General features: G+C 72.7%; 11 protein-coding genes. 7 read left to right on the top strand and 4 right to left on the bottom strand.

Features of this window, described 5'->3' with window-relative positions; genetic code table 11:
- Window positions 1-110: 110 nt before the first annotated feature.
- Window positions 111-1,001, bottom strand: a complete 891-nt coding sequence (locus J8M51_RS01500) for a calcium-binding protein (protein ID WP_179203310.1) — start codon at window positions 999-1,001, stop codon at window positions 111-113.
- 217 nt (window positions 1,002-1,218) lie between these two features.
- On the opposite strand from J8M51_RS01500, the gene J8M51_RS01495 reads away from it, so the two are divergent.
- The 3 genes from J8M51_RS01495 (at window position 1,219) to J8M51_RS01485 (ending at window position 7,253) form a co-directional block, all read left to right on the top strand.
- Window positions 1,219-2,205 (top strand): hypothetical protein, encoded by a 987-nt coding sequence (locus tag J8M51_RS01495; protein WP_267298910.1) that lies wholly within the window; start codon window positions 1,219-1,221, stop codon window positions 2,203-2,205.
- Between the two features lie 207 nt (window positions 2,206-2,412).
- Window positions 2,413-4,269, top strand: coding sequence for an HSP90 family protein (locus J8M51_RS01490; protein ID WP_267298909.1), 1,857 nt, complete (start codon window positions 2,413-2,415; stop codon window positions 4,267-4,269).
- Between the two features lie 2 nt (window positions 4,270-4,271).
- Window positions 4,272-7,253, top strand: coding sequence for a hypothetical protein (locus J8M51_RS01485; protein WP_086759782.1), 2,982 nt, complete (start codon window positions 4,272-4,274; stop codon window positions 7,251-7,253).
- A gap of 60 nt (window positions 7,254-7,313) precedes the next feature.
- Here J8M51_RS01485 and J8M51_RS01480 read toward each other — a convergent pair whose 3' ends face one another.
- Together J8M51_RS01480 and J8M51_RS01475 are read right to left on the bottom strand one after the other, a co-directional pair.
- Window positions 7,314-8,789 (bottom strand): MFS transporter, encoded by a 1,476-nt coding sequence (locus J8M51_RS01480; RefSeq protein ID WP_086759785.1) that lies wholly within the window; start codon window positions 8,787-8,789, stop codon window positions 7,314-7,316.
- The gene (locus J8M51_RS01475; RefSeq protein ID WP_086759787.1) at window positions 8,786-9,904 is read right to left on the bottom strand and encodes an FAD-dependent monooxygenase; all 1,119 of its coding nucleotides are present in this window, start codon (window positions 9,902-9,904) and stop codon (window positions 8,786-8,788) included. The genes J8M51_RS01480 and J8M51_RS01475 overlap by 4 nt, the downstream gene beginning before the upstream one ends.
- Window positions 9,905-10,052: 148 nt before the next feature.
- On the opposite strand from J8M51_RS01475, the gene J8M51_RS01470 reads away from it, so the two are divergent.
- On the top strand, window positions 10,053-10,658 hold the full coding sequence (locus J8M51_RS01470; RefSeq protein WP_086759789.1) for a TetR/AcrR family transcriptional regulator: 606 nt from the start codon (window positions 10,053-10,055) through the stop codon (window positions 10,656-10,658).
- A gap of 17 nt (window positions 10,659-10,675) precedes the next feature.
- On the opposite strand, the gene J8M51_RS01465 is transcribed toward J8M51_RS01470, so the two are convergent.
- Window positions 10,676-12,556, bottom strand: coding sequence for an SMI1/KNR4 family protein (locus tag J8M51_RS01465; protein ID WP_086759791.1), 1,881 nt, complete (start codon window positions 12,554-12,556; stop codon window positions 10,676-10,678).
- A gap of 192 nt (window positions 12,557-12,748) precedes the next feature.
- Here J8M51_RS01465 and J8M51_RS01460 point away from each other — a divergent pair, with 192 nt between their 5' ends.
- The 3 genes from J8M51_RS01460 to J8M51_RS01450 all read left to right on the top strand — a co-directional run bounded on the left by J8M51_RS01460 (window position 12,749) and on the right by J8M51_RS01450 (window position 15,816).
- Entirely contained in the window at window positions 12,749-13,327 is a 579-nt protein-coding gene (locus J8M51_RS01460) for a dihydrofolate reductase family protein (RefSeq protein ID WP_086759793.1), read from the top strand.
- Between the two features lie 142 nt (window positions 13,328-13,469).
- A complete protein-coding gene (locus tag J8M51_RS01455) occupies window positions 13,470-15,353 on the top strand; it encodes an ABC transporter ATP-binding protein (RefSeq protein WP_086759795.1) in 1,884 nt (627 codons plus the stop codon).
- A gap of 28 nt (window positions 15,354-15,381) precedes the next feature.
- The gene (locus tag J8M51_RS01450; protein WP_086759797.1) at window positions 15,382-15,816 is read left to right on the top strand and encodes a VOC family protein; all 435 of its coding nucleotides are present in this window, start codon (window positions 15,382-15,384) and stop codon (window positions 15,814-15,816) included.
- Window positions 15,817-16,034: the final 218 nt, after the last annotated feature.

Raw genomic sequence — 16,034 nt, 5'->3', positions numbered from 1 at the left:
GCAGTTGCACGTCCTGGCTGGATTCTGCCTACCAGGGCGCTTCCGTTCAACGGGGCCGGACCGGACCGGGGCCGGACCGCGGCTGCGCGGTCCGGCCCCTCCGCGCGAGGTCACGCCTCGCAGGCGCTCTTCGTGTCGTTCGTGTCGGCCGTGCAGGTGTCGGTGTTGGTGCCGCCGTTGAGGGAGTCGTTGCCGAACACACCGTCCACGGCGTCCAGGGTGTCGTTGCCCGCCCCGCCGCTGTGGGTGTCGCTGCCGGCGCCGCCGACCAGGGTGTCGTTGCCGTTCCCGCCCACCAGGAGGTCGTTGCCCCCGAAGCCGGACAGGATGTCGCCCGCCGCGCTGCCGGTGAGCGTGTCGCCGAACTGGCTGCCGTAGACGAACTCGACATCGGTCAGGACGTTGTCGCCCTCGCCGCCGGCACCGTCGTCGGCGGCGTTGTCGATGTCGACGACCACGCCGGAGGTGCTCTCGAGGTAGTTGACGAGGTCGGTGGTGCCGCCCCCGCCGCTGAGCCGGTCCGCGCCGGGACCGCCGACGAGCATGTCGAAGGTGACCCCGCCGTTCAGTGTGTCATTGCCCGTACCGCCGTTGAGGATGTTGCTGCCCGGGCTGGGACCGCCGTTGATGACGTCGTTGCCGGACTCGCCCTTCAGCTCACCGCGCACATTGCCGGTCTTGGTGATGATGTCGTTGCCGTCACCGGCGTTGACCACGACCGTGTCGCTGCCCAGGTTCACCGGACAGGCCACCGAACCGTTGACCTGGAGCGTGCAACCGACCCCCGCGGACAGGGTGTCGGCGGTGTCCTGGATGAAGACGGTGCTTCCGGACAGACTGACGGTGATGTTGTTCGCACGGCCCGCCGCCGCGTTCACGACCACATTGGTACCGCTCTTGGACACACCGGTGGCCGCGCTCGCGGTCCCTCCGGTCAGAGTCACCGCGGAACCCGCCATCGCGGCGACCACCATGACCCGGAGTAACGCGTTTCTGCCCATGGGCTCCCTCTCGCTCACCTGATTCGAACCGGCCCGCGCACCGCCGGTGCGCCGAGCCCGTATCAAGGTGCCAGCCACACCCGGGCCGTACATGGGGGAACGGCCCCCATGTACCGCGCTCGATGGCGTGGGCCCGGTGAAAACCCTGTGGAAAAGCTGTCGGTGGTGACGTTTATGCTGCACGGACGATCACGCGGGACCACGGGGAGGACGAGGCATGCTCGGCAAGCTGTTCGGCAGGGGCACGGAGAGACCGGCGTCGGATCCGTACGCCCTTCCCGTGCCCCGCAGACAGAAGAGCGGCATGTACCCGCTGCGCGCCCTCGGGGACGCGCGGGTGCTCGGCCTGGTGGAGGCCGCCGACGCCGGGAACTGGGAGGCCGTCAAGACGGCGCTGGCCCCCTTCGACCTCGGCCGCGACCACCGGGTCCTCGGTGAGCTGGACGACCTGGACGGCGTGCAGGACTGGATCGGCGCGGCCGTCGAGGAGGACAAGGAGCACCGGGCGACCGCCCTGCTGATATCCGGGACGCGCCATGTCAGCTGGGGCTGGGAGGCCCGAACCGCCGCCCGCGCCGTGAACGTCTCGCAGGAGCAGTGGCGGGTCTTCCACGAGCGGCTGCGCATCGCCGAGGAACAGCTGCTGGAGGCCGCCGAGCTGCGGCCGGACTGGGTCACCCCGTGGCGCCGCCTCCTCACCTCCGGCCGCGGCATGTCGCTCGGCCTCGCGGTCAACGAGGCCCGCCGCGACGCCGCCCTGCGCCGCGACCCGCTGGACCTGGAGACCCACCTGGAGTGGGTGTCGCAGCTGCAGCCCCGCTGGGGCGGCGAGCCGGGGCAGGCCCTGGCCTTCGCCCAGGAGGCGTTCTCCCGGGCCCCGGAGGGCCACCGCCTCGGCTGTGTGATCGCCATGGCGTACATCGAGGAATGGGTCGAGTCGGAGCGCGGGGACTACCTCGAAACCGCCGAGATCCAGGCCCAGCTGAGGGAGGCGGCGGACCACAGCATCCTGCACCCCGCCCATGTACGGCACCCGGGGTGGCAGGAGGACTTCAACATCTTCGCCATGGCCCTGGCACTGGCCGGCGAGCGCCACACGGTCCGGCGCGTGTTCCAGGCACTGGACGGCGCCTACACCACCTGGCCCTGGACCTACTTCGCGAACCCCGAGAAGGAGTTCGCGCGCCACCACCGCCGCGCCTGAGCCCGCCCCGGCCCCGGCCGGGCCGCCACGCCCGGACCTGAGCGGCGCGCCCCGGCACACACCGCCTCCGCCCGGCCACCACCGGCGTACGCGAGCACCCGCCGACCCCGGCGCCGCTCCGGCGCCGACGCAGGCAGCCGCGTAAAGGCCCCGGCCCCCGGCCCCCCGCATCCGTCGCCCTTCCCTCTTCCCACCCCGGACTGCCCCATGACTCTGCCCGACACCGCCGTCGACCCGGTCGCCGCCGACCGCACCTTCCAGGTGGACCTGCGCGGCCTCGTGGACCTCCTCTCCCACCACCTGTACTCAAGCCCCCGGGTCTACCTGCGCGAACTGATGCAGAACGCGGTGGACGCGCTGACCGCCCGGCACGCCCTCGAACCGGCCGCCGACGCCGGCGCCTTCGGTATCCGTCTGTACGCCGACGGCTCCGTGGTCCGCGTCGAGGACGACGGTGTCGGTCTCACCGAGGCGGACGTGCACACCTTCCTCGCCACGATCGGCCGCAGCAGCAAGCGCGCCGAGCGAATAGCCGAGCAACGGGCCGATTTCATCGGCCAGTTCGGCATCGGCCTGCTCTCCTGCTTCCTGGTCGCGGACGAGATCCACGTCCTCAGCCGCTCCGCCCGCACCCCCGACGCGCCCGCCGTGGAGTGGCGGGGGCGCGGCGACGGCAGCTACACCGTCCGCACCCTGCCCGCCTCCGCCCGCCCCCGGCCCGGCACCACCGTCACCCTGACACCGCGCGCCGACGCGGGGGAGTGGACCCGCCCGGCCCAGGTGCACGCCCTGGCCCGGCACTTCGGCTCCCTGCTCCGCCACCCGGTGACCTTCGACGACGGCACGGCCGGTCCGGGCGGCCGGGGCGCGCCCGTCAACCCCGAGCCCGCCCCCTGGTCCCGTGCCCACCCCACCCCGGGAGCACGGTCCCGCGCGCTCGCCGCGTACGGCGCGGACGTCTTCGGGTTCACCCCGCTGGACACCATCGAACTGGACCTCCCGGCGGTCGGCCTGAAAGGCATCGCCTGTGTGCTGCCCGAGACGGTGCCCGCCGGACGCCGCCACGGCCACCGCGTGCACGTCAAGGGCATGCTGCTGTCCGAGCAGGCCGAGGAGATCCTGCCGGAGTGGGCGTTCTTCGTCCGCTGCGTCGTCGACGCCGAGAGCCTGCGTCCCACGGCGTCCCGCGAGTCCCTGTACGAGGACGACACCCTCGCCGCCGTCCGCGACGCCCTCGCCGAGCGGCTGCGCGACTGGATCGCCCGCGCCGCCGCCAGCGACCCGGACCTGCTCGGCCGCTTCCTCCAGGCCCACCACCTGGCCGTGAAGTCGCTCGCGGTGCACGACGACGAGATCCTGCGGATGCTGCTGCCCTGGCTGCCGTTCGAGACCACCGACGGGCACACCACCCTCGACGAGTTCGCCCGCACCCACCGCACCGTGCTCGTGACCTCCAGCGTGGAGGAGTTCCGGCAGGTCGCGGCGATCGCCTCGGCCGCCGGACTCGGCGTCGTCAACGGCGGCTACACCTACGACCGCGACCTCGTCCACCGGCTGCCCGAGATCCGGCCCGAGGTCAGCGTCGCCGACCTCGACCCGGCGACCCTCACCGCCCATCTCGACCCTGTCGACCGGGAGACGGAGCTGGCCGCCGCGGCGTACCTGGCCCAGGCCCGCGACGCCCTCGCCGTCTTCGACTGCGACGTGGCCCTGCGCACCTTCCAGCCCGCCTCCGCCCCCGCCCTCCTCGTCGACAGCCGCGAGGCCCGGCACGAGCGCACCCGCTCCCAGCTCGCCCGCGAGCAGGAGGGCGGCCTGTGGGGCGACATCCTCGGCGCCCTGCGCCAGGAGGCACCCCGCGCCCAGCTGATCCTCAACCAGCTCAACCCGCTGGTCCGCACCGCCGTCACCATCGGCGAACCCGAACTGGCCCGCACCAGCGCCGAAGCCCTCTACGGGCAGGCCGCGATGCTGTCCCGGCGCCCGCTGAGGCCCGCCGAGTCCAGCCTCATCAACCGCTCCTTCCTCGACCTGCTCGCCCACGCCCTCCGCAAGGACAGCTGACGATGCCGACCGCACCCGCACCCCACCCCCAGAACACGGACGAGCTGTTCCAGGCGCTCCAGGAGAACGGCCGGCGCCCCTACGGCCGCCCCCGTACCGTCACCGCCGAGGAACTCGTCGACGCCGCCGAGCAGTTCGAGGACCCCCTCGCCCTGGTCCGTGCCCTCCTCGAACTCCAGGAGGCGTACACGTACGGCTCCGAGCCCCGCAAGTCGCCCGTCGTCTTCGCCCGGCTGCTGAACCTCTTCGACGAGCAGCCCGATGTCTTCGACGAGCGTCTGCGGCACTTGCTGTTCTGGCGGTTCAAGTGGGTGGCCAACGCCCTGCTCCAGCTGCCCGAGGTGCCGCTCGTCAGCCTCCGCCAGTGGCTGACCGAGATGCGCGACCGGTACGAGAAGGCCGGCCTCGGCCTCCAGCCCTACTACGGCCAGGCGTACCAACTGGCCGCCCACGTGGGCGAGGACACCACCCTCGCCTACGAACTGTGGGCCGGCCGCACCCGCGTGCGGCTCAGCGACTGCGAGGCCTGCGAGACCTGCGAGCGCGCCCTGCACCACCTCGCGGCGGGCGACGACGAACGGGCGCTGCGCGTCTGGGAACCCGTCCTGGCCGGGAAGGAGTCCTGCCAGGAGGAGCCGGCCCGCTCCGTCTCGCACGCGTTGCTGTCCCTGCTGCGCACCGGCCGCACCGACCAGGCCCGCGAACTGCACCTCGCCGGCTACCGGGGCTGCCGCCGCAATGTCTCCATGGCCCAGGAGGTCGGCCGCCACCTGGAGTTCTGCGCGCTCACCGGCAACGAGGCCCGCGGCCTGGAACTCCTCGCCGAGAACCGGAGCCTGTTCGACGAGGTCGACTCGCCGCTGGCCCTGCTCGGCTTCCTCACCGGCGTGGAGGTCCTCCTCGGACGCGTCGAACTCCTCGGCCAGGGCGGTCTGCCCGTCGCCGGGTACGCGGGCCGCACCTGGACGGTGTCCGGCCTGCGCGCCGAGGTGAAGGGCCGCGCCGACGACCTCGCCGCCCGCTTCGACGCTCGCAACGGCACCACCACCCACAGCGACCGCCGCCGGACCCGCCTCGACCGCGCCCCGCTCCTGGACGCGCTGGAACTGACCCTGCGCACCCGCGGCCTCGACGAGCTGGCCACGGCCGCCCCCGTCCCCGCACCCACCGCCCGTACGACCGAGGCCGTCCCCGAGGCGCTGCCCGAACTCATCGCCCGCGCACGGGCGTTGGAGGAGGTGGGGCACCCGGACGCGCAGGCCTGCTGGGCCCGGCTGCGCACCCTCGTCGCCGACCGCGACTACAGCCACCCGGACGACCCCGCCGTGGGACCGCTCGTACAACTGCGCGCGGACCTGCTGGAGGACGAGGCGAGCCGGGCGGCGCAGAAGGACGAGTTCGCCGACGCCGCCGAGCTCTACGAGGACGCCGCGGCCCTGTACGACGACGCCGGCCTGCCGCGACACGCGGCGCTCGCCCGCGCCTGCGGCCTGCTCACCACCGCCCAGGCCGTCACCGAGCCCGAGCCCGAGGCGGGGGCGGGGGCGGAGGCGGACGGCGCCGACGGAACCGGGGCCAGGGCCGCAGCGCTGAACGCCGCCCACGCCTCCATGGTCGCCCTGCACGAGGAGACGACCGGCTTCACCCCGGCCCAGGAGGCCCGCCTGCTGCGCCTGCGGGGCAACACCCTCGGCCTGCGCCTGCAGACGACGGGCAGCGAGGAGCATGTCGCGCTGGTCCTCGCCGAGGCGGACACGCTGCACACCTTCGCCACCCGGCACGATCTCACCGGACAGATCTCCGGCGCCCTGCTGCTGCGGACCACCACCCACGCCATCTCCGGCGACCTGCCCGCCGCCGTCACCGAGATCGACGCCCTCCTCGACCGGCTGAGGGCACACGGCCCCGCCTGGCACCTGCCCCGCACACTGGGGCTGCGCGCGCGGCTCCACTTCGGCCTCCGGGACGCGCGGACCGCCCACGCCGACCTGACCGAAGCCCTGCGTCTGGCCGCCGACTGGCCGGCCGAGGCGGTCGACACCGACCGTCTGCACGGCGATCTGGCCCAGGCCTGTCTGCACCTGGGCCGCCCCGACGAGGCCCTGCGGCACCTGACGCGCTCGGCGGAGCTGGAGCTGCGCCACGGCAGCCGGACGGACGCGTTCTGCACCTACAGCAACGCCGCCCAGCTCAGCCTCGACCTGGGCCGGGTCGAGGACTGCATCGCCCTGCTCGACTCCCTGCTGGCCGAACCGGACGTCGTGGCGGGGGAGTTGGACGACCGGCTCGTCGCCCAGCTGCGGCTGACCCGCGCCCGCGCACTGCGGGAGGGCGAGGACATCAAGGCCGCCACGACGGAGTTCGTCGCCCTCGCCGCCGAGTCGGCCGGCTGGGACGACGACCCCGGAAGCCACGCCATGATCGCCGGGGAGACGGCCGTACTCCTCGCCGAGTCCGGCGAGTTCGACCGGGCCCGGAAGGTCGCGGAGCAGGCACTCGCCGCCCATGCCCTGGCCCCGCGCTACGAACACCTCAGCAACTGCCTGCGCGAGATCGCCCGGCTCCAGGCCCAGAAGCAGGGCCCCGACGGCCTGGCCGACGCCCTCGCCCTCCTCGCCGACGCGGGCCGGATCGCCGACGAGGCCCGCGCCGCCTCGTACGAGCCCCAGGGCCGATCCCTGGACAGCGCCCTGGCCTATGAACACGGACGGGTCAATGCCTACGCCGGCGAGTACGAGACCGCGCTGGCCGCCCTGGAGAAGGCCCTCGCCCTGCTCGGTGAGCCCGGACGCGACGACGACCACGCCGGGGAGTGGGCCGAGTGCGTCCGCCTCGCGGGCGCTGTCGAGGGCATCTACCTGGAACGCCCCGCCCCCGCCCTCACCCGCCTCGACAGGGCCGTCACCTGTCTGACGGCCCAGGGCCACACCAGCGAGGAGACCGAGCCGCTGGTCTCGCTGGCGGCACAGTTGCGCGACGAGTAGTGCCATCAGGGGGGCACCTGGCCGGGACAGGTGCCCCCTCGGCCCGCTCGGACGGGACGGTCAGACGGTCGACCCGGTGCCTGTTGCCGTCGGCGTCCCCGCCGCACGGGCCGGCCGGGTGCGGGTCAGCGCGAGTGCCGGCAGCGCGGCGAGGAGGAAGAGCAGGCCTGCCAGCGCGATGTAGAGGTGCACGCCGGCCGATGTGCTCACCGGGGCTCCGTCGGCAAGGGGCCCGGGAAGCTGGGTCGCCTTGAGGATCTCGCCGCCGGCGATGGTGAGGACGACCGAGCCGAGGGCGAGGACGACCGAGACCAGACCGGCGGTCGTGCCCTGTCGTTCGGGTGTTTCGAGGCTGGTGGCGAGGTTGTAGCCGGAGGCGCCGATCGCGCCGGCGGCCACACCGAGGAGGGTGCCGCAGGCGATCGCCAGCGGCAGTACGGACACGCCCGCCAGCATCGCGAAGGTCGCCACCGCGCCGACGGCGATCCCACCGAGGAGAGGGGGCGCCGGACCGAATCGCCCGGCGAGCCATCCGGCGCAGGTGCCGCCGAGGACGATGCCGAGATTGGGCGCGGCGAGGAGCACCGCGACCGCTTCCCCGTCGCCCAGCCCGTACCCGAGGCCCAGGTCCGGGGACACCTGCGCGATGACGCCGGTCAGTTGCAGCATGCTGCGGAAGGAGCCCGCCGCCAGCACCAGCGCCAGCAGCGTCAGCAGGACCGGGCGGCTGAGGGCGCGGAGGTCCACGACGGGTTCGTCGACCCGCAGCGCGAGGAACGCCCATCCGGCCAGCGCGGCGGCACCGGCCCCCACCAGCGCGAGCATGCCCCAGGACAGCCATCCGAGGTCGCTCCCCAGGCTGGCGTAGGCGAGCACCGCCCCGAGACCGCCGCCGAGCAGGAGCGCCCCGCTCACGTCGATCCGGCCGGTGCCGCGGACCGGTGGTTCCGGGATGAAGGCACGCACACAGGCCGCGGCGACCGCGGCGAGCAGCGCGGCCACCCCGAAGACACTCCGGGGGCCGAACGCGTCGATGACCGGCCGCATCAGGAACGGCTCGACGATGCCGACGACCGACGAGCCGGACGTCACCAGCCCGACCAGGGCCATCGCCACCCGTGGGGTGCAGATCCGTCGTGCGAGGGCGACCGTGAGGAAGACCGCGGCGAAGGCGGCGCCCTGGAGGAAGCGCCCCGCCAGGAAGATCCAGACGTGGGGGGCGACGAGGCACACCAGCGCTCCCGCGCAGGCCAGGAGCAGGGTGACGATGAGTGTCCGGCGTCCGCCGACGACGTCGGAACTCTTCGCGAGCAGCGGCGACCAGAGGGCCCCGGCCAGCATCGCGCTCGCGTTCAGCCACGCGGCCTGGTCGGTGTCGAAACGCTCCAGCAGCTGGGGCAGGACCATCATGGGCGAGCCGATGGCCAGATCGGCCAGGACGTTCGCGAGGGTGAGAACGGCCGCCCAGAGGACGAGCCGCCCGCTCCAGTGGTGCTCCGGGGGGCCGACGGCGGGCTTCTCCCGTGTCTCCGTCACCGCGCGCCGGCCTCGGTCGCCCGCAGCGCCTCGTCGCGGGCGGCGATGGCGGCCCAGGTGGCAGGCAACATGCGGTCACGCCCGCTGTGCACACGGCTCTGGGCGAAGGTGACGTACGGGCGCTGCCGGGCCTCGTACCGGGCGAACGCGGTGGCGTGGTCGGCGCCGTGCCGCTGGAGTTCCTCGGCGAGGAACCGGGCGCCGGTGAGGGCGAGGGAGGTGCCCCGGCCGGAGAGGAAGGCGGGGCTGTACCCGGCGTCCCCGACGAGGGCGACGCGCCCGCGATGCCAGGAGGGCAGCCGGATCTGGCTCGCGGGGGTGAGGTAGAAGCCGGGATCGGCGCGGGCCACGTCGAGCAATTCCGGTATCCGCCACGAACGGTGGCCGGCGAAGGCGTCGGTGAGGATCCGCTTCTGGGCGTCGAGGTCGTGGTGGTCGTGGTCGATCCGTTCCGAGCGGAACTGGAAGACGGCGACGGCCCTGCCCCCGTACCGGAAGAGGCCGGCCATGCGGCCGGGGACGTTGTACACCGAGTTGACGCCCTCACCCTGGGCCTCGCCGGGGTGGTCGGCGAGGGCGAAGTAGACACCGAGGTGCCGCAGATGATCCTCCTCGGGGCCGAACACCAGCCCGCGGACGGCGGAGTGCTGGCCGTCGGCGCCCAGTACCAGGTCGTACCGCCCGGTGCGGCCCGATGCGAAGTGCACGTCCACGCCGTCGCCGGTGTGGTCGGTGAGTGCCTCGACCGAGTCGCCGAAGCGGATCGCCGCGCTGTCCGGAAGCGCCGCGGCGAGGATGCGCACGAGGTCCCCGCGGAGGAGTTCGATGTCGTCGTCGGAGTCGTTGATCTGCGCGAGCGGCAGCCGGGCCACCGGCCGGCCCGCGCTGTCGACGAAGTGGGTGAGCTCGGACATCCGGACCCGATGCTCCTGTAACTCCCCGAGCAGGCCCATCCTGCCGACGGCCTCGATCGCGTCGCCGCGGATGTCGACGGGTGTTCCGGCGAGCCGCAGTCGGCGGGCGTACTCGACCACGGTGACGTGGTGGCCGCGCCTGCCCAGCTCGACCGCGCAGGCGAGCCCGGCGATTCCGGCCCCTGAGACAAGGATGTCCATGTGTGCCTCCCCGCTAAAGAAACAATCTGTCGCTTTTAGCGAGCGTACGCATGAACCGCCCGTACCGCAACGCCCCATCGGCTTGCACCGCGCCGCCGCCCCTGGCGACAATCGGCACCCGAGCAGAGAACAGAAGGTGAGCGCGGCGATGGCCGACGGGACCGCTGACCGGCCGGCCGCGCGGCGCCCGGGTGGCCGTACCGCGCGCGTGAGGGCGCAGATCCTCGCCGCGACCGTCGAACTCGTGGCGCGCGACGGCATCGCGGGCTTCCGCTACGAGGAGGTCGCCGAGTTCGCCGGCGTGCACCGGACCAGCGTCTACCGCAACTGGCCCGATCGTGAGGAACTGGTCGTCGAAGCCCTGGTGCGGTACGCCGAGGATCTCGCCTCGGTCGCCGACACGGGCGACATCCACCGCGATCTGGTGGACTTCCTGCTGGCCCTCGCCGGCGGCCTGGGGACGCCGTTCGGCCAGACTCTCGAACAGGCGCTACAGCCCGCCCGTCACAGCCCCACCGTCGAGGCACTGACCAAGATCCTCGATCAGCGCGTGGCCGCGATGCGGCGTCGCGTGGACACCGCGGTCGACCGGGGTGAACTCCCCCCGGTCGACAGCTCCTTCCTCGGTGAGATGATCTCCGGCCCGGTGCACCTCATCGTCAACCGCGGCGTCCGCCCGTTCACCCGCGCGGACGCGGAACGCATCGTCGCCGTGGTCCTCGCGGGCCTCCGGGCCACGGCACCGGACGCCTGACCGGCCAAGGGGGCCTGTCAGCCCACCCGGATCACCGTGTACGTCTCGCCGTCGCCCGGCGGACGCGTCCAGGAGCGGGTGGTGAACGTGTGCAGCCGCCCGTGCACGAGCGCGTGGCGCGGCACTCGGACACCGAACTCCGCGGTCACCGCCTCCAGCAGCGACCGTTCCGTCGTGTCCGACAGGGCCCCGAAGAACCGGGCCGGATCCAGTGCCCCCGGTATCTCCCCGCTCGACCGGACCTCTCCGTCCGCGTAGGTGAACGCGTACTCCTCGACGCCGTCCCGCGCCACCGACAGATGGAACACGGGCCCTCTCTGCTCCGCCCGCAAGCCGCTCCACACCACCACCGCACGGGTGCCCGCGCTGGCGTCCACGGCCGGGGAGACGAACCGCTCCGGGCTGAAGGAGGCGGGTTCGCCGTCGAACGCGAAGCTCCAGCCGGCGCCGGCCCTGCCGACCGCCATGAGAGCCCTGTCGTCGTAGGACGAGAACTCCCTCTTGCCCTCCAACGACTTGCGGCGCGCCTCCCACAGGGTCAGAGGGTCGCTCAGCCCGCCGCCCTCCGCGAGACGGCCGGGCAGCTCCTCCGGAGCCACCCCCTCCACCAGCACGAACCGGTAGGACGTGCGTTGGTCGCCCGGGTCCGGCTCCGCGAGCCACGCCAGGTCGTCCCGGTCGTGTCCGGCGGTCGGCGGAGGTGCCTGGCCCGCCTGCCCGCCTCGGGGAGTGGCCAGCAGCTCGCGGCCCCGCTCCGCCGTCAGCAGCGGCCCCAGTACGGGGTCGGCCACCCATCCCAGCGGCGCCAACAGGTCCGGCCCCAGCGGCTCCCACAGGGGCAGGGCGTCGATCAGCGTCCGCCAGGCCCCGTCGGAGTCTCCCCAGCGCGCCGACTCCCGCGCCCGCTCGACCGCCTCCCCGAACGGTCCGGCCGCGGTGTACCGGTACGCACCGCTCCGCACCTCGTCCAGCGTCGCGTACGCCCGTGCCACCAGGCCTTCGTCGGCGCCCCGCAGGTGGTACGTCAGCGTGGAGTCGTCCCGGTACGAGTGCGCCGCGTGCTCGGCGACCAGCGGGGGCAGCAGCTCGGGAGCGTACGCCGGGTCCTTCGCCAGCCCGTCGAAGTGCACCGCCGAGGTCTGTCCGAGCAGACGGCGTAGCTGATCGCCCAGCCCGGCGGCCCTCGGCCTGCCGTACTTCTTGGCCTCGTCCAGCGCCTGCGCGGCCCGCTCCCAGTCGCCGCGGAGCGCCGCCAGCCGGCCCGCCTCCAGCCGGGCGTCCAGCTCGCGGGTGGTGTCGTTGACGAACTCCGGTTCCCCGTCGCCCCGGTGCCCGCCCAGGCTGTGGAACTCCCGGTGCATGTCCTGCATGAACGCACGGAAGCTCGCGTGCCGTTCGGGTGGTTCGGCCCGCCAGCTCGCCCAGGTGTACACGGCCCACTCGCCGTCCTCGTCCACGTCCTCGGGGTCCATGAGGACATGGGTGATGTCGGACTCCACGTCGAGCTGCAGCCCGCGCCGCCAGATGTCCACCTCGACCCGCTCCTCGGGCCCGGCGTCCTCGTCGAGGAACTCCTCGTACATGTCCGCGAGACCCGACGCGTTGTCGTGCCAGCGCGCGTCCTGGGTCCCCGCCAGCAGCCACACGAACCCGCCCGCGTGCCGCCAGCCGTCGGTGACCTTCAGGAACTCCCGGTACGACGGGGGCATCCGGCGGCCGAGACGCTCCTCCATGGCCACGATCCGCTCCTCCGGCGCGGGCGGGAAACCGAGCCAGCGCGCCTGCCGCGCGGCCTCGTCGTCCGCGCTCCGCGTCCCGTCGTCGGGCAGCGCGTCCGCCCACTCCCCGCTCCACCTGAACAGGAAGGACTGCCAGTCGAATGCCGTGGTCCCCGTCATGCACCCGATCCTGCCAGCCGCCACTGACAACGCCCGCCGCCTGTGGACGAGCGCCCCGCCGCAGGGGCGGAGTTCGGCCGGCGATGAGTTCTTCCGTGGCCGCCGGTCTATATGTGTGACACGCGAATCTGTGACGCGAATCTGTGCCACACGAATCTGTGGCACGCGAAAACCGCATGCGAGGAGAGCCCGATGACCGCTGCCTACACCTTCGACGTCTTCTCCAGCCTCGACGGCTTCGGGGCCGCCGGCGGCGACTGGACCGGCTACTGGGGCAAGCAGGGCCCCGAACTGCTCGACCACCGCCTCGCCCAGTACCGCGAGGAGCAGCGGATGGTCTTCGGCGCCACCACGCATCGGGCGTTCGCGCGGATGCTGGCCGAGAGCACCGAGCGGTCCGACGTGCACGACCCCTGGGTCACCCGGATGGTGAACCTGCCGGCGACGGTGGTGTCGACCACGCTGCGGGAGCCCCTCGACTGGCCCGACGCGCGCGTGGTGAGCGGGGACGCCGTCGATGTCGTCGCCCGGCTCAAGGAGGAGTCCGAGGTGCCGTTGCGCTCGCACGGCAGCCTGTCGATGAACCGGGCGCTGATGGCCGCCGGTCTCGTCGACCGTGTCCAGGTGACGCTGTTCCCCGTGATCACCGGGCGGACCGGACTGGACCCGGTCTTCCGGGGAGCGGACGACTTCGACCTGGAGCTGATCGAGCAGCGGACGCTCGACGGCCACATCCAGGAGCTCGTCTACCGGCCCACACGGCACAACTGACCCGCCGTCGGCCACCGCCGCCCGCACGGTGGTCGCGCCGACCGGACACGATGTGTCCGGTTCTGGCCGTTCGGCGGTAAATGCCTGGACTGCGGACCCCCATGAACGGGACACTTCCGACTTCCGAACCTCCGGGAGTGTGATGGGGACCTCAGAACCACGAGGACCGAGGCCGGGCAGGGGCGCGGTCGTGCTGGCGCTGCGCCACTACGGCCGGGAACTGCTGCGACTGCGCCGACTGGCCCTGCCCGCGCTGGTGCTGCCCGCCGTGGGCAACATCGGTATCCGCTACGTCGCCCCTCTGCTGATCGCCAAACTCGCGGGACAGGCAGCCGACGGCGGCGGTCTCACCCTCGACTCGGCGCTGCCGTACGTGCTGGCCTTCGGTGTGACGCTGCTGCTCGCCGAGGTCGTGTGGCGGGTCGGGCAGCACTGTCTGAACCGGGTCGACGCCCTCGGCATGGAACACCTGTATGTCAGCGGTATGGACGAACTCCTCGCCAAGGACGCGGCGTTCTTCCACGACAACTTCGCGGGCTCCCTGACCAAACGGGTGCTCAGCTTCGGCAAGCGCTTCGAGGACTTCGTCGACACCGTGACGTTCCGGATCGTGGGCAGTGTCGTCCCCCTGCTGTTCGGGGCCGTCGTGCTGTGGACCTATCAGCCGATGCTCGTCGTCGGCCTTCTGGTGATGATCCTGGTGACCGTGGTCGCCGCGACCCCCCTCATCCGTCGCCGGCAGCGGCTCGTCAGCGAACGTGAGGCGGCGGTCGCCCGGGTCTCCGGCCATGTCGCCGACAGCCTCGTCAACATGGAGACCATCCGGGCGTTCGCGGCCGAGGAACGGGAGGCCGACGAACACCGCGACCGGGTCGCGGACTCCCGGCGCCTGACGCTGCAGTCGTGGGACTACGGCAATCTCCGCGTCGACACCCTCATCGCCCCCATGTCCGTCCTGACCAATGTGCTGGGGCTGCTGGTCGCCATCGCCTTCGGCGGCTCGGGCCAGGGAGTGGAGGAGATCGTCGTCGCCTTCACCTACTACTCCAACGCGACCCAGATCATGTTCGAGTTCAACCAGATCTACCGGCGTCTGGAGAACTCGATGACCGAGGCCGCGCAGTTCACCGAACTGCTGCTGGACCCGCCCACCGTGCTCGACCCGGCGGAACCCGAACCGCTCGCACCACGGGACACCGGGGTCCGCTTCGACGTGGTGACCTTCTCCCACGCGGGCGCGAAGCCCATCTTCCGGGGGCTCGACCTGGACGTGCCCGCGGGCGCGCGTATCGGTCTGGTCGGCAGGTCGGGCGGCGGCAAGACCACGCTCACCCGGCTTCTGCTGCGGATGTCGGACATCGAGGACGGACGCATCCTGATCGGCGGACAGGACATCAGCCGGCTGCGCCAGAGCGACCTGCGCTCCCTGATCGCCTACGTGCCGCAGGAACCCGCCATGTTCCACCGCAGCCTGCGCGACAACATCGCCTTCGCCAGGCCCGGCGCCACCGACCGGGAGATCCGTGCCGCGGCGGAGGCCGCGCACGTCACGGAGTTCGCCGACCAACTCCCCGACGGCTTCGGCACCCTGGTGGGGGAGCGGGGAGTGAAACTCTCGGGCGGCCAGCGCCAGCGGGTCGCCCTCGCCAGGGCCATTCTGCGCGACGCCCCGATCCTGCTCCTCGACGAGGCGACCAGCGCGCTCGACTCGGAGAGCGAGATCCTCGTCCAGGACGCCCTGTGGCGGCTGATGGACGGACGTACGGCCCTGGTCGTCGCCCACCGTCTGAGCACCGTCGCCGGGATGGACCGCCTCGTCGTCCTCGACCGCGGAAGCGTCGTCGAGCAGGGCTCCCACGAGGAGTTGCTCGACGCGAACGGCGCCTACGCCAAGCTGTGGCAGCACCAGTCGGGCGGCTTCCTCGGCGAGAGCGCCGGGCCGGCCTTCGGCTCCCCGCCCCCGGAGGCCGGACTCGACGCCGTGCCCGGACCGGCCGACCCGGCACCGAGCCGCACCGGGAGATGAGCGTCGGGGCCCCTGCTATGGTGCGCCGATGTCAAAGATCAGGCAGATCCAAGTGACCTTCGACTGCGCGGAACCCGAGCGTGTGGCCCGCTTCTGGTGCGAGGTGCTGGGGTACGTCGTACCGCCGCCGCCGGAGGGGTTCGCCACCTGGGGCGACTACGACCGCACGCTGCCGCTCGAGCGCCGGGGCGCGGGGTTCGTCTGCGGTGACCCCACCGGGGTGGGGCCCCGGCTGTACTTCCAGCGCGTTCCCGAAGGGAAGGTCGTCAAGAACCGGGTGCATCTCGATGTGCGGGTCGGCACCGGGCTGAGGGGTGAAGAACGTCTCGCCGCGCTCCAGGCCGAGTGCGATCGGCTGATCGCGCTCGGAGCGACACGTGAGAACGTGCTGCTGGCCGACGAGTACAACGAGTCGTGCATCGTGATGCTGGACATCGAGGGCAACGAGTTCTGTCTCGACTGAGAGCGTGAGCACTCTGCTCACTCGTCGGCCGGCGGTTCCCCGGGCGTCCGGTCGTGCGGTGGCCCGGTTCTCCGGAGGCCTCAGCCGGCCAGACGTTCCGTCACCAGGAAGGCACCGATGGCGATCATCAGGGCACCGCTGGCACGGGTGACGGCCCGGGCCGCCGAGGGCCGGGTGCTCCGGAGGCCGACCGCTGCCCGAGGGCCCCTGAACCTCGG

Origin of the sequence: Streptomyces griseiscabiei, from assembly GCF_020010925.1 — a bacterium.
GTDB lineage: Bacteria > Actinomycetota > Actinomycetes > Streptomycetales > Streptomycetaceae > Streptomyces > Streptomyces griseiscabiei.
The sequence above is the reverse complement of the archived record's forward strand: the minus strand, read 5'-3'. Positions and strand labels throughout refer to the sequence as shown.